The organism is Haloarcula vallismortis ATCC 29715 (assembly GCF_000337775.1).
In the GTDB taxonomy this organism is placed as follows: Archaea; Halobacteriota; Halobacteria; order Halobacteriales; family Haloarculaceae; genus Haloarcula; species Haloarcula vallismortis.
Genome location: NZ_AOLQ01000025.1, coordinates 119,193 through 143,143, shown reverse-complemented (window position 1 = coordinate 143,143; position 23,951 = coordinate 119,193). Strand labels below are relative to the sequence as shown.

At 62.8% G+C, this 23,951-nt stretch carries 24 protein-coding genes; 14 read left to right on the top strand and 10 right to left on the bottom strand.

The genetic code is table 11. The annotated features are described in order from the left end of the window. Positions 1-293 precede the first annotated feature (293 nt). Positions 294-1,091, top strand: a complete 798-nt coding sequence (locus C437_RS07285; protein ID WP_004516281.1) for an N-acyl homoserine lactonase family protein — start codon at positions 294-296, stop codon at positions 1,089-1,091. Between the two features lie 18 nt (positions 1,092-1,109). Here the strand turns inward: C437_RS07285 and C437_RS07280 are convergent, their stop codons facing one another. Beyond that, positions 1,110-1,292 (bottom strand): hypothetical protein, encoded by a 183-nt coding sequence (locus C437_RS07280; protein WP_004516280.1) that lies wholly within the window; start codon positions 1,290-1,292, stop codon positions 1,110-1,112. Between the two features lie 57 nt (positions 1,293-1,349). Continuing rightward, a complete protein-coding gene (locus C437_RS07275) occupies positions 1,350-2,069 on the bottom strand; it encodes a DICT sensory domain-containing protein (protein WP_004516279.1) in 720 nt (239 codons plus the stop codon). 267 nt (positions 2,070-2,336) lie between these two features. Here C437_RS07275 and C437_RS07270 point away from each other — a divergent pair, with 267 nt between their 5' ends. The 6 genes from C437_RS07270 to C437_RS07245 all read left to right on the top strand — a co-directional run bounded on the left by C437_RS07270 (position 2,337) and on the right by C437_RS07245 (position 10,050). Beyond that, positions 2,337-4,235 carry a 2-oxoacid:acceptor oxidoreductase subunit alpha gene (locus tag C437_RS07270; RefSeq protein ID WP_004516278.1) on the top strand — a complete coding sequence of 633 codons (1,899 nt, stop codon included), beginning with the start codon at positions 2,337-2,339 and terminating at the stop codon, positions 4,233-4,235. A gap of 3 nt (positions 4,236-4,238) precedes the next feature. Then, entirely contained in the window at positions 4,239-5,177 is a 939-nt protein-coding gene (locus tag C437_RS07265) for a thiamine pyrophosphate-dependent enzyme (protein ID WP_004516277.1), read from the top strand. 85 nt (positions 5,178-5,262) lie between these two features. After that, the gene (gene lrpA1 / locus C437_RS07260; protein WP_004516276.1) at positions 5,263-5,691 is read left to right on the top strand and encodes an HTH-type transcriptional regulator LrpA1; all 429 of its coding nucleotides are present in this window, start codon (positions 5,263-5,265) and stop codon (positions 5,689-5,691) included. A gap of 35 nt (positions 5,692-5,726) precedes the next feature. Further along, a complete protein-coding gene (locus C437_RS07255; RefSeq protein WP_004516275.1) occupies positions 5,727-7,442 on the top strand; it encodes a DHH family phosphoesterase in 1,716 nt (571 codons plus the stop codon). 38 nt (positions 7,443-7,480) lie between these two features. Beyond that, the gene (locus tag C437_RS07250) at positions 7,481-8,272 is read left to right on the top strand and encodes a CBS domain-containing ParB/RepB/Spo0J family partition protein (protein WP_004516274.1); all 792 of its coding nucleotides are present in this window, start codon (positions 7,481-7,483) and stop codon (positions 8,270-8,272) included. 74 nt (positions 8,273-8,346) lie between these two features. After that, the gene (locus tag C437_RS07245; protein ID WP_004516273.1) at positions 8,347-10,050 is read left to right on the top strand and encodes a methylmalonyl-CoA mutase family protein; all 1,704 of its coding nucleotides are present in this window, start codon (positions 8,347-8,349) and stop codon (positions 10,048-10,050) included. Between the two features lie 5 nt (positions 10,051-10,055). Here C437_RS07245 and C437_RS07240 read toward each other — a convergent pair whose 3' ends face one another. The 4 genes from C437_RS07240 to C437_RS07225 form a co-directional block, all read right to left on the bottom strand. Continuing rightward, entirely contained in the window at positions 10,056-10,322 is a 267-nt protein-coding gene (locus C437_RS07240) for a DUF7520 family protein (protein ID WP_004516272.1), read from the bottom strand. A 218-nt stretch (positions 10,323-10,540) separates the two neighbouring features. Further along, positions 10,541-12,325 (bottom strand): cytochrome c oxidase subunit I, encoded by a 1,785-nt coding sequence (locus C437_RS07235; RefSeq protein WP_004516270.1) that lies wholly within the window; start codon positions 12,323-12,325, stop codon positions 10,541-10,543. A 169-nt stretch (positions 12,326-12,494) separates the two neighbouring features. Next, the gene (locus C437_RS07230; protein WP_004516269.1) at positions 12,495-12,746 is read right to left on the bottom strand and encodes a DUF6684 family protein; all 252 of its coding nucleotides are present in this window, start codon (positions 12,744-12,746) and stop codon (positions 12,495-12,497) included. A gap of 63 nt (positions 12,747-12,809) precedes the next feature. Next, entirely contained in the window at positions 12,810-13,205 is a 396-nt protein-coding gene (locus C437_RS07225) for a DUF7541 family protein (RefSeq protein ID WP_004516268.1), read from the bottom strand. An 89-nt stretch (positions 13,206-13,294) separates the two neighbouring features. Here C437_RS07225 and C437_RS07220 point away from each other — a divergent pair, with 89 nt between their 5' ends. Then, positions 13,295-15,829, top strand: a complete 2,535-nt coding sequence (locus C437_RS07220) for a DUF7527 domain-containing protein (protein ID WP_004516267.1) — start codon at positions 13,295-13,297, stop codon at positions 15,827-15,829. Between the two features lie 9 nt (positions 15,830-15,838). Here C437_RS07220 and C437_RS07215 read toward each other — a convergent pair whose 3' ends face one another. Continuing rightward, positions 15,839-16,144 (bottom strand): hypothetical protein, encoded by a 306-nt coding sequence (locus tag C437_RS07215; protein ID WP_004516266.1) that lies wholly within the window; start codon positions 16,142-16,144, stop codon positions 15,839-15,841. A 178-nt stretch (positions 16,145-16,322) separates the two neighbouring features. Here C437_RS07215 and C437_RS07210 point away from each other — a divergent pair, with 178 nt between their 5' ends. The 3 genes from C437_RS07210 to C437_RS07200 all read left to right on the top strand — a co-directional run bounded on the left by C437_RS07210 (position 16,323) and on the right by C437_RS07200 (position 18,601). Next, positions 16,323-17,699, top strand: a complete 1,377-nt coding sequence (locus tag C437_RS07210) for an adenylosuccinate synthase (RefSeq protein ID WP_004516265.1) — start codon at positions 16,323-16,325, stop codon at positions 17,697-17,699. 110 nt (positions 17,700-17,809) lie between these two features. Next, positions 17,810-18,004 carry a methytransferase partner Trm112 gene (locus C437_RS07205; protein ID WP_004516264.1) on the top strand — a complete coding sequence of 65 codons (195 nt, stop codon included), beginning with the start codon at positions 17,810-17,812 and terminating at the stop codon, positions 18,002-18,004. Between the two features lie 33 nt (positions 18,005-18,037). Continuing rightward, positions 18,038-18,601 carry a DUF7524 family protein gene (locus C437_RS07200; protein ID WP_074654945.1) on the top strand — a complete coding sequence of 188 codons (564 nt, stop codon included), beginning with the start codon at positions 18,038-18,040 and terminating at the stop codon, positions 18,599-18,601. A 7-nt stretch (positions 18,602-18,608) separates the two neighbouring features. Here the strand turns inward: C437_RS07200 and C437_RS07195 are convergent, their stop codons facing one another. The 3 genes from C437_RS07195 to C437_RS20545 form a co-directional block, all read right to left on the bottom strand. Further along, entirely contained in the window at positions 18,609-19,685 is a 1,077-nt protein-coding gene (locus C437_RS07195; RefSeq protein ID WP_004516262.1) for a DR2241 family protein, read from the bottom strand. Between the two features lie 101 nt (positions 19,686-19,786). Then, complete coding sequence (locus C437_RS07190; protein WP_004516261.1) at positions 19,787-20,668, bottom strand: CbiX/SirB N-terminal domain-containing protein; 882 nt, start codon at positions 20,666-20,668, stop codon at positions 19,787-19,789. Between the two features lie 114 nt (positions 20,669-20,782). Continuing rightward, the gene (locus C437_RS20545; RefSeq protein WP_004516260.1) at positions 20,783-20,941 is read right to left on the bottom strand and encodes a hypothetical protein; all 159 of its coding nucleotides are present in this window, start codon (positions 20,939-20,941) and stop codon (positions 20,783-20,785) included. Between the two features lie 216 nt (positions 20,942-21,157). Here C437_RS20545 and C437_RS07185 point away from each other — a divergent pair, with 216 nt between their 5' ends. The 3 genes from C437_RS07185 (at position 21,158) to C437_RS07175 (ending at position 23,917) form a co-directional block, all read left to right on the top strand. Next, positions 21,158-21,643, top strand: a complete 486-nt coding sequence (locus tag C437_RS07185) for a DUF7523 family protein (protein ID WP_004516259.1) — start codon at positions 21,158-21,160, stop codon at positions 21,641-21,643. A 47-nt stretch (positions 21,644-21,690) separates the two neighbouring features. Continuing rightward, positions 21,691-23,169, top strand: coding sequence for a cysteine--tRNA ligase (gene cysS / locus C437_RS07180; RefSeq protein ID WP_004516258.1), 1,479 nt, complete (start codon positions 21,691-21,693; stop codon positions 23,167-23,169). A 106-nt stretch (positions 23,170-23,275) separates the two neighbouring features. Next, positions 23,276-23,917 (top strand): DUF6517 family protein, encoded by a 642-nt coding sequence (locus tag C437_RS07175; protein ID WP_004516257.1) that lies wholly within the window; start codon positions 23,276-23,278, stop codon positions 23,915-23,917. Positions 23,918-23,951: the final 34 nt, after the last annotated feature.

Here is a 23,951-nt window from a genome sequence, read left to right as displayed (position 1 = left end):
TCCAGACCCAGTGTATGGACTCTTGAGGTCTCTATCTATCACAGATATCCGAGATAACTGAGCGATGCTTCCCCTGTTTATATACGTGCGAGGCGACCCACCCCTCCCCGCCCCCTCCCCCCACAGACACCGAGAACACTTGCAGGGTGGTGTGTGTGGGTCCCTCCTTCAGATCGCGATTTCAGTATAAAAGTATCTCAGCGTCGATGTGGCCTGAAATCTCCCACAGCGAACGAGCCTACTACCCACGCACACGGCATCGTCTTTACTTTGTGACAGCCCGTAGAAGCCCTATGGACGATCTCACAGTCACGTGCGTCGACCGGGGCCGTGTACAGGCTGACCGAAGCTTCGTCGTCGACGGGCACAGTGTTGCGACGGCCTCAGACCGCAACCCGGAGCACAAGTACGAAACGTACGTCGTGTGGAACCTCGTCATCGAAACGCCCGAGATGACCGTTCTCTGGGACACCGGTTCACACCCGGAGGCCGGGGACGGGTACTGGCCGACGCCGCTGTACGAGGCGTTTGCACACGTCGACGCCGCCGAGCACACGCTCTCAGCCGATCTCGAAACTGCGGGCTACACCATCGACGATATCGACGCCGTCGTCATGAGCCATCTGCATCTGGACCACGCCGGCGGTCTGCACAACTTTGCGGGCACGGACGTGCCGGTCTACGTCCACCGTGAGGAACTCCCGTACGCGTACTACAGCGCAAACACTGACGAGGGCTCTATCGCCTATCTCGCCAGCGACTTCGACCGTGACATGAACTGGGAGATCGTCCACGGCGACAGCTATCACCTCACCGATGGTGTGGAGCTGCTCCATCTCCCCGGCCACACGCCGGGACTCATGGGCGCATTCATCGACCGCCCAGAGCAGCCGCTCCTTGTCGTCGGCGACGAAGCGTACGTTGAGGCAAACTATGCGGGACAGTCGATGGCGACAAGCCTCCTGTGGAACAACGGCGCGTGGAAAGAGAGCCTAGAGCGGTGCCGCGACCGCCAGCGAGCCACGGGGGCCGAGGTACTGCTCGGCCACGACCTCGCGGTGTTCGAAGACGTGTCTGGGGCTGCAGACTGAGACGCAGTCCGTGGCAGATTAGTCCGACACAGCGACAAGCGTTCGGCGCTTGCCGTCGTCAGTTGTCACGACCCACCGGTCTTCGTGGCGCTCAACAACGGCCCACACGCCGAAAAACAGGTGTAAATCGAATTCGAGACCATTGAGGCGTTCGCCGGTCTCTTCGATACGGAACTCGTTGGACTCAGCAACGCTCGTCATCTCACCCGTGGACACCAGCTGACAGTGAGCCGTGGTGATGGCCAATTCGAACGCGGCTCACTGTTCGAGATAGCCGTACGTCTCTTCCAGATAATCGATGATCCAGTCGACCGTGGACTCATCGTAGGTCCAGAAGCCGTAGAACTCGCGCGGTTCGCGCTCCTCGGCCAGTAGAGCACATTTCTGGGTCGGGTCACCGCCACCATCGAACACGACGAACCACGAGTCGGCGATTTCGTCCGACCGTTCCAGATGCAGCGAGAACGTGCTGTACTCGGGTGGCTCGACATCGGGGACGGCATAGGCGTGGACGTCGACGTCAGTCTCACCCAGCCGTTCGTAAAGGTCGAGTTCGCCCTGCAAGGTCGAGAGAGTCTGGAAACCAGCGTGTAGCGTTCCCTGTCCCACTCGCCACGCGCGGTCCTCGATTTCCCGGGACGCAGCAGTCATCCGCTGGATCGACCACGAGGTGAACATCGTCTCGTCGAGGTGATCGAGAATCGACGCGTACGGACTGTCGTCTCGCGTGATATACTGCCGACCTTCGTTGAGCGATTCGGTGAACGAATTGAGACTCGCGGCCGCGATAACCGATTCACCCTCACTCAGCGTGATGAACTCGCCCGGTCGCCCGCTCTCGGTCTGCTCGCTCTGTACGTGGACGTTGCGGTCCGCGAAGCGCTCGCGCAGGTCGTCGGCCGCTTCTGGCCCGGCGTTGAAAATAGTCAGCGTCTTTTGATGGTCTTCAACGCCAGTGATGAGTTCCGTTAGCGACATCCTCGACTGTACATCGGTATTCACTGTGTTAGGCGTTGCGGGAGGACATTACATGGCTTACTATTGGTAGGTGACAAATAGGGCGAGGGCGGAGAGATAGGCCCTGTGATACTGTGCCACTAGTGACGAACACCCATTTCGAAAACGGCAATGAGAGGTCCTGAGCCGAAAGATAACGATTAATGAGTGGTGATGTAGTGGAAAATCTTTAGTCATGGCCCCCTAACGGATTGATACGGCACCAGAGCTGGGGCCGAGGATTTCACCATGACAGACAACGAACTAATCTGGCGAATCGCCGGTGGTTCCGGTGACGGAATCGACTCGACAAGCCAGAACTTCGCGAAGGCCTTGATGTGGTCGGGGCTGAACGTGTTCACACACCGCCATTACCCGTCGCGTATCCGCGGCGGCCACACGTACGTAGAAGTACGTGCGAAAGACGAACCGGTACAGTCCCGCGGGGACGGCTACAACTTCCTGCTGGCCCTGGGTGACTCCTTCGCCCGCAACCCACAGGAAGAGGCCTACTACGGCAAAGAGGAGCTCAAGCCGCTGTACGAGAACTTCGACGACCTCCGTGAGGGTGGCGTCCTCCTCTACGACGAGGGACTGCTCGACGAGGAAGACGTCGACGAGATCGGTCTCGAAGAAGCCGCCGAAGAGAACAACTGGCACGTCGTGCCGATGGACCTCCGCGGTATCGCCAAGGAGCACGGCCGCGAGATCATGCGGAACACGGCCGGTATCGGGGCGACCGCGGCGATTCTGGACATCAGCACCGACGAGTTCGAGAAGCTCATCACGCAGAACATGAGCGGCGACATGCAGGAGGCGAACCTCAACGTCCTGCACGACGCCTACGAAGCCGCAAGCGAACTCGATGTTGACCACGACATCGAGGTCCCAGAGGGATCCCACGACGAGGAGCAGGTCATCCTCTCGGGCTCGAACGCGATCTCCTACGGCGCAATCGACGAGGGCTGTCGCTTCATCTCGGGCTACCCCATGACCCCGTGGACCGACGTGTTCACGATCATGTCCCAACACCTGCCCGAGTTCGGTGGTATCTCCGAGCAGGTTGAGGACGAGATCGCGGCCGCCGCGCTCGCACTCGGTGCGTCTCACGCCGGCGTGAAAGCCATGTCCGGGTCCTCCGGCGGTGGCTTCGCACTGATGTCCGAACCGCTCGGACTGGCGGAGATGACCGAGACGCCGATCGTGCTGGTCGAAGCGATGCGTGCCGGTCCCTCGACCGGGATGCCGACCAAGCCCGAACAGGCGGACCTCGAACACGTCCTGTACACGTCACAGGGCGACTCCGCCCGCGTGGTGTTCGCACCCGCGAACATCCGCGAGTGTTACACGCAGACTCGCTCGGCGTTCCGCATCGCCTACGAGTACCAGATTCCGGTCATCGTCATCTACGACCAGAAGATCCAAGGCGAGCTCCGGAATCTCCCGGCCAGCCACTTCGACGAGGAACCGAACGCCGACCCCGGCTCGGTCCTCACCGAAGAGGAGATTCAGGACGCGGCACACCACTCCTCCGGGAAGTTCCAGCGGTTCCTCCACGAGCCTGAGGACGGCTCCAACGTCAGCCCGCGCTCCGTGCCGGGCCAGAAGGACGGCCGCTTCCTCGCGACAGGCAACGAACACAACCCATCGGGCCACATCAGCGAGGACCCCGAGAACCGCATCGCACAGATGAACCGTCGGCTCAACAAGCTCGACGACATCCGTGCTGACCTAGACGAGAACACGTCCCACCAGACCTACCACGGGCCCGACGAGGCCGAATACGGCATCCTTGTGTGGGGCAGCCAGCAGGGGACCGTCTTCGAGGCCGTCGACCGGCTCAACGAGAACGGCCACTCCGTGAAGGCACTGGGTGTCTCGGACATGGCTCCATATCCGAAGGAGGAAGTCTCCGAGTGGCTCGAATCGGTCGACGAAGCGCTCGTCGTCGAAATGAACGCTACGGCCCAGTTCCGCGGTCTGACCCAGAAGGAACTCGGGAAGTACGGCGACAAGCTGTCGAGCCTCCTGAAATACAACGGCAACCCCTTCGAGCCCGCCGAAATCGTCGACGGGTTCGAGTCCAGCATCGACGGCGAGGAACTCGCCGCGAGCAACATGAAGTACCTACCCGCGGCAGGTGACTAACCTATGAGTGCATTCTCAGCAATCAACGAAGAACGCGAAATCGAGCGCGACGAGTTTACACCCGGCATCGAACCACAGGCGACCTGGTGTCCGGGCTGTGGCGACTTTGGCGTCCTCAAGGCGCTCAAGCAGGCCATGCCGGAGGTCGGCAAGAATCCCGACGAAGTCGCGCTGTTTACCGGCATCGGCTGTTCCGGGAAGCTCAACAGCTACTTCAACAGCTACGGCTTCCACACCATCCACGGCCGCTCGCTGCCCGTCGCCCGGGCCGCGAAGCTCGCCAACCCCAACCTCGAAGTCATCGCGGCCGGCGGGGACGGCGACGGCTACGGTATCGGTGGGAACCATACCATCCACACGGCCCGTGAGAACCACGATATGACCTATATCGTGTTCAACAACGAGATTTTCGGGCTGACCAAAGGCCAGACGTCGCCGACCTCGCCGAAGGGCCACAAGTCCAAGACACAGCCCCACGGCTCGGCGAAGTCCCCGATTCGACCGCTGTCTCAGCAGCTTAACGCGGGCGCGACCTACATCGCCCGGACCGCGGCCGTCAACCCGAACCAGGCCAAGGAAATCATCGCCGAGGCCATCGAACACGACGGCTTCGCGCACATCGACTTCCTGACCCAGTGTCCGACCTGGAACAAGGACGCGAAGCACTACGTCCCGTACACGGACGTCCAGCAGTCCGACGAGTTCGACTTCGACGTCTCGGACCGCGCGGAAGCCGCCGAGATGATGCGAAAGACCGAGGAGCGCCTCTACGAGGGCGAAGTGCTGACCGGTCGGATGTACATCGAAGACGAGCGCCCCTCCTACGGCGAGGAGAAGCGCCAGATCGGCGAGATGCCCGAAGAGCCGCTTGCTGAGCGGTACTTCGACGAGGACGCGGAGTGGGAGCGGACCTACGATAACCTCCTCGAACACCACAAATAGGGCTCGCTGACGGACTGCGGACACCACCTCGGACGTGGGTTTCCGGTTCGGAAGATATTTTTTCATGCACCGAAAAGATTAGTCCATGAGCGCTGAGTCCACGGAGCGTCGAATCCTGTCGGTCCTCGAAGAGGACGCACAGGCCTCGTACGCAGAAATCGCGGAGCGAGCCGACGTATCGAAACCGACAGTCAGGAAATACATCCAGAAGCTCGAAGAGGAGGGCGTCATCGTCGGCTACTCCGCCGATGTCGACCCGAAGAAACTGGCTGGCCAGTCGATTGCCCTCGTCGGCATTGACGTCGCGAGCGACTGCTACGTCGAGGCCACCCGGAACCTCAAGGACATCCCGGAGATGGAGGAGCTGTACACTTCGAGTGGCGACCATATGCTGATGGCGGAGGTCCGGGCGATGGACGGGGACTCGCTGGCCGACGTCATCGAAGACAAGATTCTCGCGCTCGACGGCGTCACAGCCGCGCATCCGTCGTTTTTGCAGGAACGGCTGAAGTGACGGGTTTTTAGACGCTCCAGCGCTGACTGCACGGTATGCTTTCTCGGCTGGTGCTCGGACTCGGGCCGACGGCCGCGGACCTTCTCGACGCGATTAGTGACGATCGCGGCGACCTGGCGGTCGTGACGCAGGACGAGCACCGTGCTGAAACGCTCCGAGCGGATGGGATTGATGTCCACGAGGCCGACCAGACCGATCCGTCCGTTCTCGCCGGGCTCGATATTCAGCCCGAAAGCGTCATCGTCGCCAGCGAAGACCCAGAACGGAACGTCACCGCGGCGACAGCTGCGCGTGACCGCTTTCCCGACGCGTTCCTCCTCGCGTACGCCGGGCGCGGCGCGACGGTCGACCAGCGCGACCGACTCGACAGCGTGGCAGACCGGCTGGTCACGCCGGAGACCGTCATCACCGACTACGTTACCCAGTCAGTCGGCGACGAAGGGACGCGGGCCAGACAGCTCCATCAGGTGCTTCGGGACATCGACGACCATCTCGCCGTCGTCACACACGACAATCCCGACCCTGACGCGATTGCCAGCGCTGTCGCCCTCGGCGCGCTCGCGGAGCGGGCCGACTGCGAGGTGACGATCTGTTACTACGGGGAGATCTCTCACCAGGAGAACCGGGCGTTCGTCAACCTCCTCGAGTTCGACCTCCGGAACCTCGATGCCGATTCGCCGGACGAGCTGGACGCGTTCGATGGGTTCGCGCTCGTCGATCACTCCAGAGCCGGTGTCAACGACCAGCTCCCGCCGGAGACCCCCATCGACATCGTCATCGACCACCATCCGCCGCGCGTCCCAATCGAAGCCCGCTTCGTCGACCTCCGGAGCGGCGTCGGGGCGACGAGCACGCTGCTGGTCGACTACCTCCAGCGGTTCAACGTCGATATTCCGACGCCCATCGCGACGGGCCTGCTCTTTGGCATTCAGGTCGATACGAAGGACTTCCGACGGGAGGTCGCCGCCGCTGACTTCGAGGCTGCCGCCCATCTCGTGACGAACGCGGACATGGCGACGCTCCAGCGCATTGAAGACCCGAGTGTGAGCCCGGAGACGCTGTCAGTCATCGGCCGCGCGATTTCGAACCGCGAACAGGAAGGGTCAGTGCTCCTGACTGGCGTCGGCGAGATCGGCGACCGTGACGCGCTCGCACAGGCGGCCGACAGGCTCCTTGACCTCGAAGGCGTCCAGGCGACGATGGTGTACGGCGTCGTCGAGGGGACGATATACGCCTCCGCTCGGGCGCGTGGGGCAGATATCGACCTCGGCGAGGCGCTCCGGGACGCCTTCGGACAGATCGGGTCCGCGGGCGGCCACGCCGATATGGCGGGCGCACAGATCGACGTCGGGATGATTACCGTCGACGACCGCGAGGAGTCGCTGGAGGAAATCGTCCGCTCAATCGTCTCAGACCGGTTTCTCGACGCCATCCAGTCGCGGTCCCACCGGCTGCTCGGGCACGTCTATGCGCGCGCTGACTACGAGGTGGGCGCGTTCGCTGAGTCAACGGCACTCGGACAGGACAGCGAAGACATCCCGGCGACGGCTGAAGACGCATCCGGGGAGTCTGGTGACGAGGGCACAACGGACTGGAAGGCCGATGTGATGTTTCTGGAAAACGGCGACGAAGACGATAGTGGCGAGTCAGAACAGGCAGCCGACGCGACTGACCAGACGGCCGACGAGTCAGAACAGGAGGCAGACAGCGCGGAGCCACTCATCGAACCCGACGACAGCGACCGGTCGTAGGCGAGCCTTTTTTGCCATCGGTCGAGAACTCCGTCCCGATGGAGGAATCGAGTCGACCGACGGTCGGAGACTACATGACACGCGAGGTTGCCACCGTCGAACTCGACGACACTGTCGGGGAGGTCGCCCGACGTATCGCCGACAACGACCACTTCAGCGGGTTTCCAGTGACTGACGGCCGCCGCGTCGAGGGGTTCGTCAGCGCGCGCGACCTGTTGCTCGCGGAGGACCACGAGCCGATGTTCCGGGTGATGACTGACGACATCCTCGTGGCCCATCCGGACATGGCCGTCCAAGACGCCGCACGCGTCATTCTCCGCTCGGGGATCCAGAAACTCCCGGTCGTCGACGACGCCGGCCACCTGGTCGGCATCATCTCGAACGCCGACGTGATCCGCTCACAGATCGAGCGGGCAACGCCGGGCAAGGTGGACAAACTCGGCCGGACACTAGAGAACATCCACGGCATCACGACACACGAAGGCCGCCGCGAGGTGAACCTTGATGACCTGACCCCGACCCAGACGACGGTGTACGCCGACGAACTCGAAGGCCGGGTGTACGAACTCGAACGCGGGCTTGCGGAACCGCTCGTCGTCATCGACAACGGCGGGGACCTCCTGCTGGCGGACGGCCACCACCGCGTGAAAGCCGCCGCGCGGCTCGGTATCGACGAGATGGACGCCTACGTCATCGTCCTTGACGAGACAGTCGAACTGGGGATGGCCGAGACGGCCGCAGACTCCGATCTGGAGTCAATCGAGGATATCGAGGTCGTCGACTACGCGCACCACCCGCTCGTGCAGACGACGGAACGACTCCAAGACTAGCCTTGGGTGCGTGGTTGACGGTAGCACCCCGCTTTCCCCGAACCTTCTTACTAAATCATGACATACACCGGAGTATGTTCGACGAGTCGGACCTCCAGCGCATCCGCGAGCAGAAAGACGAGTGGGAAGCCGAGACACTGGACCCCGTACTGGACGCCTACGGCGAACGCAAAGAGCAGTTCGCGACGGTTTCAAACCTCGATGTAGACCGGCTGTACACGCCACTCGACGTGGACGACATCGATTACGAGGAAGACATCGGCTTCCCCGGCGAAGAGCCCTTCACCCGCGGCGTCTACCCGACGATGTACCGCGGCCGGCAGTGGACCATGCGGCAGTTCGCGGGCTTTGGGACCGCTGACGAGACCAACGAGCGGTTCCACTATCTCATCGACGAGGGCCAGACCGGGCTGTCGACAGCCTTCGACATGCCGACGCTGATGGGAATCGACTCCGACGACGTGATGGCTGACGGGGAGGTGGGCAAGGAGGGGGTCGCCGTCGACACGCTGGCTGACATGGAGCGGCTGTTCGACGGCATCGATCTCGACGAGGTGTCGACTTCCTTCACCATCAACCCTAGCGCTCCCGTCATCTACGCGATGTACATCGCGCTGGCCGACCATCAGGGCGTCCCGCGTGAGGAAATTCGGGGAACGCTCCAGAATGATATGTTCAAAGAGTTCATCGCACAGAAGGAGTGGGTCATCCCACCGGAGCCGTCGCTGAAGCTCGTCACCGACACTATCGAGTTCGCCAGTCAGGAGACGCCGAAGTTCAAGCCCATCTCGGTGTCAGGCTATCACATCCGGGAAGCCGGCTCAACCGCCGTGCAGGAACTCGCGTTTACGCTCGCGGACGGCTTCGCCTACGTCGAGGACTGCCTGAACCGCGGACTGGACGTCGATGAGTTCGCTCCACAGCTTTCCTTTTTCTTCAATTCGCATAACTCCATCTTCGAGGAAATCGCGAAGTTCCGCGCGGCACGGCGCATCTACGCCCGGGTTATGGACGACTGGTACGACGCCGAAGCCGACGCCAGCAAGCAACTGAAGTTCCACACTCAGACCGCCGGCCAGTCACTCACCGCCCAGCAGCCGCTGAACAACATCGTCCGCGTGACGATTCAGGCCCTCGCTGGCGTGCTGGGCGGCACCCAGAGCCTGCACACGAATAGCTTCGACGAGGCGCTGGCACTCCCGTCCGAGCAGGCCGTTCGCGTCGCCCTCCGGACACAGCAGATCATCGCGGAGGAGTCGGGAGCCGCCGACATCGTCGACCCGATGGGCGGCAGCTTCGCCATCGAGTCACTGACCGACGAGGTCGAAGAGAAGGCGATGGCCTACATTAACCACATCAGAGACGAGCTCGGCGACGGGTCAGTCCGTGACGGCGTCGTGCAGGGGATTCAGGACGGCTACTTCCAGCGCGAGATTCAGGACGCCGCCTACGAGTACCAGCAACGCGTCGAGAGCGAGGAAGAGGTCATGGTCGGTGTCAACAAGTACACTGTCGAGGAAGACACCGAACCCGAGATTCTCACCGTCGACGAGGACGTACAGGAACGCCAGCGGGATAAGCTCGCGACGGTCAAGGCAGAGCGCGACGACGCGGCCGTGGAGGCGGCGCTCGAGGAACTGCAACACGTGATCACCGACGGCGGGAACGTCATGCCCGTCATCATCGACGCGGTGAAAGCCTACGCGACGATGGGCGAGATCATGGCCGTCTTCGAAGCAGAGTACGGGAGCTACCAGGAAACAGCCAGCGTCGCGTAACCGATTCAGGACCCCGCCGCGTCGTCGATTCGCTCAGAGACGTATATGACGAGACCAAGCAACACGCCGAGGACGATGCCGATAGTGACGAACCCGTAGATGGCGACGCCAAACGGTGTCGGTGGCAGCGCGATCACACCGAACAGTTCCGGTTCGAGGTCCTCCGGTCGGATGCTGCCGAGTACGAATCCCATCACGCCGGCAAGAACAACAATAGCAACGTACAGGCGGAGGACGATCTGCCGTCCAGACCTGGCCTCAACTTCGCTCATGTGAGACCAACGGCGCGGAGACGATTAGCCTTTTTCACTTCCACGCCGTAGCTATCCTATGTCACAGAAGGAGCTGTTGTTTCTCGTCCTGACCGGAATCGCACTCATGATGTTCGTGACGGCTATCGTACTCGTTTCTAGCGCAAGCTAACGGGTACTGCCAGTTCGGTCATGGCTGCAAACGAAACACGCGCAGACAAAAACAGCGTTCGGGACGCTTACGAGTCGTCTTGTTCTTCTTGACCGCCGTCAGCGAGTAGCGACGGGTCCTTCTCTGGACTGTCGGCTTCGAGTTGCTCGTCGAACCACTGGAACTCGCGGTCCAGCATGCCGTCGCGCTCGAGGTTCCACGGGTCGCCGTCCTCGACCTTCGGGCCTTCGAGCCAGGACTGGACGATGTTCCAGACGAAGAACAGCTGGCCGATGAACAGGATGACTGCGCCCACTGTTGCCGCCTGGTGGAACGTCGACACCTGCGTCAGTGGCGCGATAGCGCCGTCGAACTGGTAGGTGGCGTAGCGCCGGGGCATCCCCAGGTAGCCGAGCGCGAGCATCGCGAAGAACGTGATGTTGGTTCCCACCATCGAGAACCAGAAGTGCGCCTTCCCGAGGGTGCGCTGATACATCCGCCCGGTGAACACCGGGAACCAGTAGTAGATGCCGGCGAAGGCCGCGAAGCCGATGGCCCCCATCACGATGTAGTGGAAGTGGCCGACGACGTAGTAGGTGTCGTGGAGGATCAGGTCCACAGGGATGGAGGCGAGGAACACACCCGTCACACCGCCGATGATGAAGTTCGAGACGAAGCCGATACAGAACAGCATCGGCGTCGTCAGGCGGAGGCGGCCGTTCCACATCGTCGTGATCCAGTTGAACGTCTTGACTGCGCTTGGTATTGCGATAGCCAGCGAGACAGCCATGAACGACGCCCGGAGGCGCGGGTCCATGCCCGTCGAGAACATGTGGTGGGCCCAGACGCCGAACGAAAGGACACCGATGGCGAGCGTCGAGTAGACGACGAACTTGAAGCCGAACAGCTTCCGTCCGGAGAACTTCGGCAGGATGAGGCTGACCAGTCCCATCGGCGGCAGGACGAGGATGTACACCTCGGGATGGCCGAAGAACCAGAACAGGTGCTGCCACAGCAGCGGGCCGCCGCCCTCGACGGCGAAGAACGTCGTCGCGAGGTTCCGGTCAAGCAGCAGCATCACGATAGCGCTCCCCAGCAGTGGGAAGGCGAACAGAATCAGCGCGGACTGGGTGAGAATCGTCCACGAGAAGATGTCGAGGTTCGCCCAGTTGACTTCCTCGTTGCGCTCCGTGAAGATAGTCGCGATGAAGTTGATCGCCCCCATCGTCGCTGCGACACCCGAAAGGTGTAGCCCGAGCAGCATCAGGTCGACGCCGGGGTTCGCCTGCTCGACCGACAGCGGCGTATACATCGTCCAGGCTGTACGGGCTGGCTCGATCATGTTGTCGGTCACTGGCGCGAGGAAGAACCCTGCCCAGATTAGCAGTGCTGCCGGCGGGAGCAGCCAGAACGCGATGGCGTTGATACGTGGGAACGCCATGTCGTCAGCCCCGATGAGCAGCGGGATGAAGTAGTTCGCGAACGCCGCGATGATCGGCGTCCCGAACAGGAACAGCATCGTGATGCCGTGACTCGTCAGGATCGAGTTGTAGGCGTTGTTTCCGAGGATGGCCCCGGCGGGCGTGACGAGCTGGATCCGGATGAGCATCGCCATAATCCCACCGACAGCCAGGGCGATAATCGCGTACAGCCCGTACAAGAGACCGATATCCTTGTGATCGACTGTTGTTAGCCAGCGAATGATACCTGCGGGTTTCTCACGGTTGATGACCGTTGTCTCGTCACCCGTGACGGCCCCGCCACCCGCGAGCGGCGTATACGAACGCCAGTTCTCGACACGGGTGAGAAGCGCGGCGACGCCGACGAGGAGGACGGCCATCAGCCCCGTCAGCACAATATCTCCTGCTACCATAGTCGTCCTTCAGGACTGGGACATTATCAAAGGGTCGATTCCTGCAGCAACGACAATAAAAAACGGCTCCCATCCGGCATTGCAACCGCAGAAAGAAGGGCTCAGCTCACACAGTCTCCCGGTGGCAAACGCGGTCGGTCTTCGGAGCGGTCTGTCCGAAGCTATCCGCTCAGTCTTCGTGACCCGGTTCGCCGTTCTCTTTCTCGGCGTTCTCGACGGCCTTCCCCGCGTAGTAGGTCAGGACGGCGAGCAACAGGAACATCGAGATAATCAGTGCGAACTGCATCCCGGAGAAGACGGGATCGGTCCCGAACGCCGGGAACGCGGCGAACGCGACGATGAAGAAGAAGAGGATCCCGAGCGGAATGACGTTCACGGTGAGGTCGAGCAGGGTATCTTTTTCGAACCCGAACAGTGCCATGCCTGCTCGTTAGAACAGGCCAGTAAATAGAGTGTTGGTTTCCGAATCGGGCCGGTGCCCGTCTCAGGCTGCGGTCTGTTCCATAACTGAGGCGACGCCGCCCATCGCGATCATCACAGCACCCGCCGCGGCGACGGCCACCAACCGAGTAAAGAGCGGCCCGGTCCCGACGTTCGACAGCGCGATATCGGCGACCGGAACCTGCCAGAGCGTAAACCCGGCGGCGATGACGATGAGAACGACTCCCACTCCGAGCAGGGTCGGCCACGGCCGTTCCACGTACCCGGACTCGGTGAGGATACCGGCAATACTACCGCCGAACAGTATCAGTCCGAAGACAGCCACCGGAAAGAGTCCGACGAACACGCCGATCTCTGACAGTGCTAGTCCCAGTGCGACAAACAGCGGCCACGGACTCGCGGTCGGATACTGGTCGCTTAGTCCCGGCTCCTCTATCATACCCGTTTTTGCGGCCGAGTCATCATATGTCCATCGGACCGCGCCCGTGGGCACAAACTATTTGTTCGCCATCCGGCTTGGTGGGAGTAATGAGTACACGCACGGTCGAACGGATCGACGGCTGGGAGTCTGTTCCGTTCGACGGCGGGTTCGCGGGCCTGCAGGACCTCGCCGGACAGGAGTTCTCCGGCGCGGTCATTGCGGGTCCGACGCGCCTGTTCATGTTGAACGGGACCGTCGTCGGCGTCCTCGACGGCACTATCGAGGATTTCGAGGACGCGTCGGGCACAGCCAAGCGGTCACCACACGAGGCGTTGCCACTGCTTGCAGTGATGCAAGAGCGCGCCGACGAGGTGAAAGCACAGTACTACACTGAAGATACAGCGCTCGAGGAAGTCGACCAGACACTGTCGAGCGGTAACTTTACCGGCTTTATCGAACTCTCCGAGAACGTCCTCTCGGGTGACTACTACACCGTCTATCACCAAGGCCGCTCGATGAGTGTCGCGTGGGTCGGCAACTCCGACAAACTGCTCACTGACGACGAGGCATTTGAGACGGCCAACGACGAGGTCGGCATCTACGAGGTGATGCCGGTCGATATCGAACCAATCGAGATTCCGGAACCGCCAGCGGACGATACGGACGAGCAGTCAGCAGACCCGGCGGCCGCCGGCGTAGGCCCGCTCGACGACGACGAAACGGCTGTCGCCGACGAACCGGCCGATGGTGGTGCGGCGGATGCCCCGTCGGCAGGCGGGGCAGAACCGGACGGCGCAACGCAACACGACGGCAGTAGCGACGACCCGGTGGCACCATCCTCGGACCCGGACTCCGCCGGTGATACTGTAGCCGGTGGAACTGACGACGCTGGACAGGCTCAGGCCGAATCAGAGCCGACACCGGACCGTGGCCCTGCAAGCAGCGGCCCGCCGGGATCGAAAGCCGCCGGGGCGACTCCGGGGCGGTCCCGCCGTCGTTCTGAATCAGATGCGCAGCCGACCGTAGACGAGACGCCGAGTTCGGACAGCCGGCCAGACAGCGGAGCGACCGACCGGGAGACGGAAGGCCCCGGCACCGCGACACAGACGGAACCCGACCGCGATTCCACCGAACGGGAGGCCGGAGTGCGTGAGACTACCGGGGAGACCGAGCAGAAACGCCCGGCGACTGAGCCGTCACAGACACGGGATGCGCAGCACGCTAGCGCACGGAGCGCCTCGACCCAGAGCGACCAAGCGGACTCGACAGACCGTCGCGCCGAACCGGCAGACTCGAAACCGACCCAGAGCACCGAGTCACGGCCTTCACAGGCACAGTCTGGGACTGATACTCCGACGGCGGAAGCCGCTTCTGGCGGGTCGCGTACGGAACTAGAGACGCGCTCGGTCCCGTCACTTGACCCTAACAAGTCCGGCGGTGCGCAGGAAAGCACGGCCACCAGCGTGCCACCCACGCAGACGCCGCCGACAGGCGGGCAACAGGCATCGACACCGCGGCGTGACCAGCCGGCACAGGACGACTCGGCATCGTCGACCGAACCCAGCCGACAGGCATCGGCACCGGGTCAGGAAAGCCGTGTCACAACTTCAAACGACCCACAGCCGGCCGAGACGCCGCAATCCCAGCCGTCGACAGCGGACCAGCGACAGTCGCCTGGCGATGAGGAATCGACACCGCACAAGCAGGAGCGCGTGACGGAACTCGAATCCGAACTGGAACAGCGGGCCGAGACGGTATCGGAACTCGAATCTGAACTCACCGATCTGGAGGCAACGAATCAGGAGCTCCGGGACGAGCGCGACCGGCTGGAGTCAGAGTTAGCCGATGCCCGGGCCGAAATCGACCGGCTGGAAGAGCAACTCGACGAGCAAAACGACGCCGCCGCAGGTGGTACCCGGCTCAGCGCCGGTGAGGCGATAAACGGGACGAACCTCTTCGTCAGATACGACTCGAAGGGCAAAGCGACGCTGGAGGAGGCCAAGGACGGCGACGCGAGCCGTGAGGACGTCGAGGCGAATCTCAGGCTGGAGTATCACACCCAGTTCGAGGCCGAGGGTGCCATGGTCAACGGGACGCCCTTCGAGGAGTTCCTCGAGGACAGCATCCAGTACCGCTTCGTCAACTGGCTCATCCGGAACCTCCTCTATGAGATTCGGGACACCGGACACGCGGGGGCGATGAAGGACCTCTACGAGGGACTGCCGGCTATCGACCGCGCCGAACTGAACGGCAACGTCACGGTGACATACACGGAAGACGGTCAGGAGAACCGCTCGCAGGAACGGTTCGACGTGGTCGTCCGCGACCGGATGGGGAACCCGCTCGTCGTCGCCAACATCAACGATTCGCGCGAACCGGCCTCCGAGGGCCAGATGTCGGACCTCATCCGGAACGCCGAACGGGTCGGTAACGCCTCCGGGTCACTCGCGTCAGCGTTTCTCGTCACGAGCAGTTTCTTCGAACCGGGTGCGCTCGAAACCGCCGAAGAAGCCACCTCTAGTGGACTGTTCAACCGCGATAAGCGCAAGAGCTTCGTGAATATCTCACGGAAAAAGGGCTTTCACCTCTGTCTGTTAGAAGCGAGAAACCAGGAGTTCCACCTGGCGGTCCCGGAACTCTGAGAAAGAAGCTTAGCCTTCGATTTCGGCCGCGTCTTCGATCTTCATACCTTCGAGCTTATCGATGATTTCGTCGACCTTCTCGTCTAGGTCATCGACGAACTCACCGGTCTGTTCGGTCGTGATCGCACCCTGGCTGGAGGGCTCGATGAGATTCTCCTCTTCGAGGACGCGCAGGGAGTAGCGTACCTTGTGGTGTGGGTAGCCGGTTTCGTTGGACATCTTCACGATACCGATAGGCTCGTTCTCGATAACCATGCGAAGCACCTGCAAGTGGCGCTCCAGCATGTCAACTTCCTTTTCAAGCCTGTCTATCATGGCAATTGTTAACTTGTGTTTGCGGTATTTAAAGGTTCTCCCTCGACGAATCGCTACAACGTTGATACGTTCGAACAGGGGTGTCTTAAAACCGTCGTAACGGTTCACATGGGTACTGCTCACGAGCGTGAGTTCCGGACCGTAATCTGTTTATCACGGTGGCTGGAAGGTGCGTGCGATGACCGTAACCATCGTCGGCTCACAGCTCGGCGACGAAGGGAAGGGCGGCATCGTCGACCTGTACGGCGACGACGTGGATGTCGTCGCGCGCTATCAGGGCGGCGACAACGCCGGCCACACCGTCGTCCACGAGGGCGAGGAGTACAAGCTCTCGCTGGTTCCGAGCGGAGCCATCCGCGGCAAGGTCGGCGTACTCGGCAACGGGTGTGTCGTCAATCCGCGAACGCTGTTCGACGAGATAGACACGCTTCAGGAACGCGGCCTCGACCCGGACGTCCGCATCGCCGAACGAGCACACGTCATTCTGCCGTTCCACCGCGTGCTCGACGGTATCGAGGAGGAAGTAAAAAGCGAAACGGATGACGAAGTCGGGACGACGGGCCGCGGTATCGGCCCGACCTACGAGGACAAAGCCGGCCGGCGCGGGGTTCGCGTCGGCGACCTGCTTGACCCGGACGTACTCCGGGAGCGCCTCGAATATGTCGTCCCGCAAAAGCGGGCTGTCGTCGAGGACGTGTACGACCTCGATGTTGACGAGCTCGACGACCCGGACGCTTTCGACGTGGACGCCGTCTTCGAGGAGTTCCGCGAGTTCGGCCGCCGCTTCGAGGCCGAAGACATGACTGTCAACGCCGGGGCGTTCCTCAGCGCGACCATCGATGAAGGACAGAACGTCATGCTTGAGGGCGCACAGGGGACCATCATCGACATCGACCACGGGAACTACCCGTACGTCACCTCCTCGAACCCGACGGCCGGTGGCGCGGCGACCGGGACCGGACTCAGCCCCGGCGTCGTCGGGGACGGCGAAGTCATCGGTATTGTGAAGGCATACCTCACCCGGGTCGGCAGCGGCCCGCTCCCGACCGAACTCGGCGGCGTCGTCGGCGATACGCCCGGCTACGACGAACAGGGCGAAGGCGAAAACGAGGAGCTGGCGAACTACATCCGAGAGGAGGGGGGCGAGTACGGTACGGTCACCGGCCGCCCGCGGCGAGTCGGCTGGCTTGACCTGCCGATGCTCCGCCACTCCACGCGCGTCTCCGGCTTTACCGGCATCGCTATCAACCACCTCGACGTGCTTGCTGGCCTCGACGAAGTGAAGGTCGGCCACACCTACACGCTCGACGGCGAGGAGCTGGCGTCGATGCCCGCGACCACCGAGCAGTGGAAGCGCTGTGAAGCCAATTTCAAGTCCTTCGATGGGTGGCCCGAGGTCGACTGGGCGGACGCCGCCGACGAGGGGTACGACGCGCTGCCGGAGAACGCGAAAGCCTACGTCGAATACATCGAGTCCGAACTCGACACGCCGGCCTACGCCATCGGCGTCGGTCCCGGCCGCGGCGAAACTATCGTCCGCGAGCATCCGTTCTAACGGGGCTTCTTCCTAACTCGACGTTCGAGTGCACACACGATTACCTAGCGATAGGGCGATACTACTGGGAGAGCGGCAGACTTTTGCAACCGCCGGTCTTGGTCGAATGTATGAAAGAGGACCTGATGGAAATTATTTGCTGCCCTCTGGACAAGCACGACCTCGACCTCGAAGTGACGGAGCGCGACGACGGCGAAATCCTGTCGGGCGAACTCGTCTGCACCGAGTGCAGCGAGACGTTCCCCATCGAGGACGGCATTCCGAACCTGCTCCCGCCGGACATGCGCGACGAGGCACCGGCCTGAACCTTTTTTTCCTCGCCACGCGGAGTCACGCCCGTGCCTGACTCCCTGCCCGTGCACCTCAACCGGACAGACATCCACAGTCTGGAAGTTCCAAACGAGTTCGACGCGACAGGGAGTTTCGACGTCCGATTAGTCAACCACGGCGAGGCCCTGCACGTCCATCTTCATCTCGACGACTCGCTCTCCTCTGTCGCGTCCCTCGACGCAACAAACCACCACGTACGGGCCGAAACCGATCGACTGGTCAGGGTAACCGTCGACGGTGACGGACCAGTCCGTGGCAAGCTGAAAGTTGTGACAGGCTACGGCGCTGAAACCCGGTACATCGACATTTATATCCAAGAAGGCGGGGTCGAAAACGAACCGGTTATTGTCGACGACGAGTTGTCGAAACCACAGCCGAAACCATCGGCGGAATCAGAACCCGGCCTCGAAGACCTGTCTGCGGGGCCGATACTGGCGGCTGGCGGCTTCACGGTTCTGGTTGCGGGGCTCATCACGCTGGTCCTCACCGAGAGCGTGCTGTTGACCGTTGCCGCCGTGCTCGCGGTCACAATCGTTCTGGGGCTCCTATCCGTCGCCATTCGCTCGGCCTGACGCCCCGCTACCGCTCCGTCTCGACACCGCCGAGGTTCCCCTCGTCGTCGAACAGCTTCGCCCGCAGGAACCGCGTCCGATACCGATTGGCTCCCTCGTAGATGTCGGCCTCGCGGATGTCATCTGCCTCGCCGTCGGCCACGGCGTCGATGATTTCTTCGACCTGTTCTTTCTCGCTGGGCGTGAGTTCGAACTCGTAGGTCTGGGCCTGCTCGCCTTCGAGTTTCGTCCACTTGCGCGCGCCAGCGATGACAAGCGAACAGGGCTCGCGACAGGGGAACGGCCCCGACCCGCCGTCGACGTCGAGGTCCGTCTCGTCGTCGTACTGCCACTCCCGTCGCTTGAGACACTGGGAGTCATCACAGCAGGCCTCGGCGACCCAGTTGACGTGTTCGTGGCCGTCGCCGCGGTCCCAGGTCTTGACGACGCCGTAGATTCCCGTCTGACGGTCGACGGTGTCTCGCCAGTGGGTCACGTCGAGTTCGTCCTCTTGCTCGCGGTGCCAGTTCGCAATCGTGGCCGGATAGAACGTTTCGACCGTTGTGACGAGGTCACCCGCCGATAGCTCGGGAAACACCCAGCCGGTCTGGAGCGACGGGGCAGTCTTGAGCGGCCGGTAACCGCCGTCGTCGTCGTGTTTCGCGATTTCGCGTGCGTCGAGCGGGTCGTCGTGGGCATCGAGCACGCTGCTGCCGACATCTGCATCCGCGCGGTGCCGGATGCTGTATGTCCGCGTTCCATCGGAGAGCGTGACAGTCAGGTGGAGTTCGCCCCAGGTCGCGGACACTCCGTCGGCGAGCGCGTCGTAGCGCTCGGCCACGTCCCGTTGCTCTGCCCCTTCGAGCCAGCGGAGGAACGCCCAGCGGTCAGCCTTCTGGGGCGCTGTGGCGTGCCAGAAATACCAGTTTCGGACGTACGGTGACTCCGCTGCCACCGTCCGGAGCGTTGCTTCGTCGATACCACTGTGGTCCACGTCCGGCGTCTGGAACGTGTACCCGTCGTTCTCGTGGGCCACGTGGAGGTCGTCGAAGGCGATGCCGTCGGGGGCGGTTGCCACCAGCGCGTCCACGTACTCGCCGTCCATACGGGAAAACGGGACTCGGTCGGCAAAAGTCGGCTGGTTCCGGCCAGCCAGCAGTGTCAGTCGGTCTGTATTCCGGTACGACAGCAGCAGGCGCTGCGCCGTCAGTCCCCTGTCGCAGGCTTTGCACCGCCGGTCTCCTCGCGCACCTGCTCGATTGCTGCACCCACATCGGCTCCCGCATCAGCGGCCCGTTCAAGCACCACATCAGCCATCAGCGGCTCCGTCCCGACCGCGCCGGCGTACCAGATGTCGTGCCCCTCAACGGTCGTCGGTACGTCGTAGCCCGTCCGGTAGTCGTCGGTCAGGCCCATGTCTTCTGGAATGTCCTCTTGGGTGTGGAAGCCGTCGGCGATGAACAGCGGGACGACGACGATGTCGTCACTCTCGAAGTAGTCTGCCACGTCGTCGACCTCTGGGTCCTCGTCCATGAACAGCGACTGCACCTCGTCGAAACGGTCCCGCTCGCGGATGCGGTCGGCGTGGTACTGGATGGCTTTCGCGGAGTTCTCGTTGCGCTCCGTGCCGTGGCCGACGACCGCGAGGCCGAACCCTTCGCCGACATCGGGGTTGCCGGTAACGGACTCGGCCCGCTGGACGATGACGTCGCTCATCGCGTCGTGGGTGCCCGCCGGGCCACAGTAGTGGATCGTCTGGCCCGTATCCTCGGCCGTGAGCGTCGCGTGCGTGGCGCTCGTCCCATCGGAGTCCCATAACGCGGGGTCCCAGTCCTCCAGACGGAACTCCCGGGGGATGACCTGTTCGGTGAAGTAGCCCTCGGAGATGAACAGCGGAACCAGATACACCTCGTCGGCGTCGACGGTCCGCAGGGCCTCCCGGAACGACGGTTCCTCCTTCCAGAAGGACTCACGGACTTCGGCGAACGCGCCGGTCGCCCGAATCGTGTCGGCGTGGTCGTAAGTGGGCGTACTCGACTCGGCGTTCAGATGGGAGCCGTGGGCCGCGATAACGAGTGCTTCGTCCATACTTCCCGGTTGGTGCGAGCCGTCCTTAGGGCCTTCGTTGGCCCGCGCGGGTAGCCGGCGGGCTGTGCAACGTCGAGCGCGGAAAGTGTGTATTTGCCGACCGATCCCGCTCGGTCACAGCCCGAACAGGAGGACGTAGAACAACAGTCCAGCGGCTGCCAGCAGTGCGGCATGTCCCAGCGCGCCGGCGAGCACGGCGAGGCCAGCGATAACTCGCTCCGCAGTTTCGAGGGGCTGTCCGAATACTTCGCGTTCACGTTGTGCAATAGCCATTGTCCTTCCCTCATGTGGAGGGAGGATGTCCAGATGGACAATCCCCCCTGACTGTTCTCACTTGCTGGGAGCGGGCCACAGTTCTGTGGGTCTAGCACGGCCGTGGCGTGGGCGTCACGGGGCGAGACGTGACCGTGCAGCGAACCGCACAGTGGAACCGCGTTCCCTCGCACCCGATAGAACCGCTTTTGCCCGCGCCGGTCGTGTTTGCCGCCAATGTCACTCGCAGCCGCGACCAGGGACGCCGTCCGCGAGCGCCCGTTCCTCTACGACGCACTTCGAGCGGGTGTCGTCAACTACACAGCCGCTGCACGTACGCTCGACATCGATGGCGAGGAGGATGCAATCGCGACTGCGCTCCGTCGGTTCGCCGAGGAGCTGCCCGCTGACTCGGCACACGACAGCGACGCTCGTGTCTCGATGCAAAGCGGGCTTGGTCGGGTCGAGTCCACCGATGCTGAGTCGGCTATCGTCCTCCAGATCGGAGACACTGCTTTCGCCGAGGACGCCGGCTCACTGACGGGCGTTGTCGCCGCTGGCGACCTCGCTTCAGCAGCACTGGCCGAGGTGCTGGGACGCCTGCGAGCGACGGACGTTGCTGTCAAAGCCGCCGCTGTCACCGACAACGCGCTCGTCGTGGTTGTGAGCCGCCGTGCCGGGCCAGACGCGCTCCGGATAGTCGAAGCAACAGTACAGAAATGAGTCGCCTTCCGACGGCTTAAAGCGGGCGGACACAGTTCTCCCCGGTAATGACGCTTCGTGTGACGAACACGTTGACCGGTGAGAAAGAGCCCTTCGAGCCGCGCGACCCAGACTCTGTGTTGCTGTACTACTGTGGGCTGACGACCTCCGACCCGCCCCATCTCGGTCACGCGCGGGGCTGGGTTCACGTCGACGTGATGGCCCGCTGGCTCGACCATCTGGGCTATGACGTCCACCACGTCGAGAACTTCACCGACGTCAACGAGAAGATCGTCGCCCGCGTCGGCGAGGACGGCGACAGCGAGGCGAGCGTGGCCCGCCACTACGTCGGGCAGGTCATCGAGGACATGCGGTCGCTCAACCTCGGCCGCGCGGAGGTGTACCCCCGTGTCTCCGAGCACGTCCCGGAAATCATCGACCTTGTCGAACGGCTCGTCGAGCAGGGACACGCCTACGAGCAAAACGGCTCCGTCTACTTCGACGTGACGAGCTTCGAGGACTACGGGAAGCTCTCGAACCAGTCCGTCGACGACATCGAATCACAGGGTGCAGACACCGAAGGCGAGAAGCACCACCCGGCGGACTTCGCGCTCTGGAAGGCCGGCGGCGTCGACCCCGAGGACATCGCCGAACACCAGCACCCCGAAGCCGCACCCGCCGAGGAAGCCTGCCAGACCGCACAGACATGGGACTCGCCGTGGGGCGAGGGCCGACCCGGCTGGCACATCGAGTGCTCGGCGATGTCGATGACCCACCTCGACGAGTCTATCGACATCCACGTCGGCGGGCAGGACCTCGTCTTCCCCCACCACGAGAACGAGGTGGCCCAGAGCGAGGCCGCGACCGGAAAGCAGTTTGCGAAGTACTGGCTCCACGTCCGGCTGCTTGAGACCGAGGAGGAGAAGATGTCCTCTTCGCTCGGCAACTACTTCACCGTCGCCGACGCCGTCGCGGAGTTCGGCCCCGACGTGCTCCGGACCTTCCTGCTGTCGACGGCCTACACCTCGCGGGCGACCTACAGCAACGAAACAGTTTCGGAGGCCGAGGAGCGCTGGGACCGCCTCTCGCGGGGCTACGAGCGCGCGGTGGCGGCCTGCGACGACGTGGACGCCTACGCGAAGGTGACCGACAAGGCACTCCGGGACGCCGTCGACGCCGCCCGGGACGACTTCGAGGCTGCGATGAACGATGACTTCAACACGCGAGAGGCGACGACCGCACTGCTCGACCTCACTGCTGCGGTCAACACGCACGTCGATGGCCCCGACGAGTACGACTATCAGGGCCTGCGACGCGCAGTCGAGACGTTCGAAGAACTGGGCGGCGACATCCTTGGGCTATCTTTCGGCGACGACGACAGCGGCGACGTGTCGCTGGCCGGCGACGTGGTCGACCTGGTCCTGAGCGTCCGCGAGCAGGAACGCGAGGCCGGAAACTACGAGCGAGCCGATGAACTCCGGGACGAACTGGAAGCGCTCGGCGTCGAGGTGCAGGACACCGACGACGGGCCGACGTATCGCCTCTAAAGGCTCGAACGCCCGGTTCTGGACGCTTATCGGCGGTTTCGTATATCGCAGGTAACAGCTTGAACGGCCAGGTACTTTATATACTGGACACGGTGTAGGAACAACAATGCGAAAGGGCATCCTCACGCTTCTCGTCGGGTTACTCGTCGTCTCGTCGGGCTGTGTCGGCCTGATAACCGGGGAGACAGTCGAGTTCGACTCCGCACCGGCGTCAGTCGGCGACAGTGCGCTCGAAGAGACCGGCTACGAGCAGTCGATGGCTGACGAACAGACTATCGAGCGGACGGTCACCGTCGCCGGGCAGGAGCGAACCATCCGCGTCACGAACCACATCCGACAGTACGAGCGCGGCATCGACCTCGGACCGGTCGGTGAGGTAAACGCCGGCAGTTTCATCGTCTTCTCGACGCCCAGCGCCAGCGTCGCGGGGCAGTCGCTGAACCCCGCGGCGAGCTGGTCCAACGAACGCCTCGTCGAGGAAGTCGCCAGCCGAAACGACCAGATCAACGACGTCCAGTTCGAACGCAACCGCTCGGTGGAGGCGCTGGGCGAATCCCGTGAGGTGGCCGTGTTCTCCGGGACGACCTCCATCGAGGGCCAGGAGGTTGACGTCCTGATACATCTCACGAGCTTCGAGCACGAGGGCGACGTGGTCGTCGCCGTCGCCGTCTACCCGGAACGAATCGACGACCGAGAGAGTCCGCGTGTCGATACGCTGCTTGGCGGCCTCTCGCACTCGGGGAACTGACCGCGGGGATACTGTTTTCTTTTGGCCCGGTGAT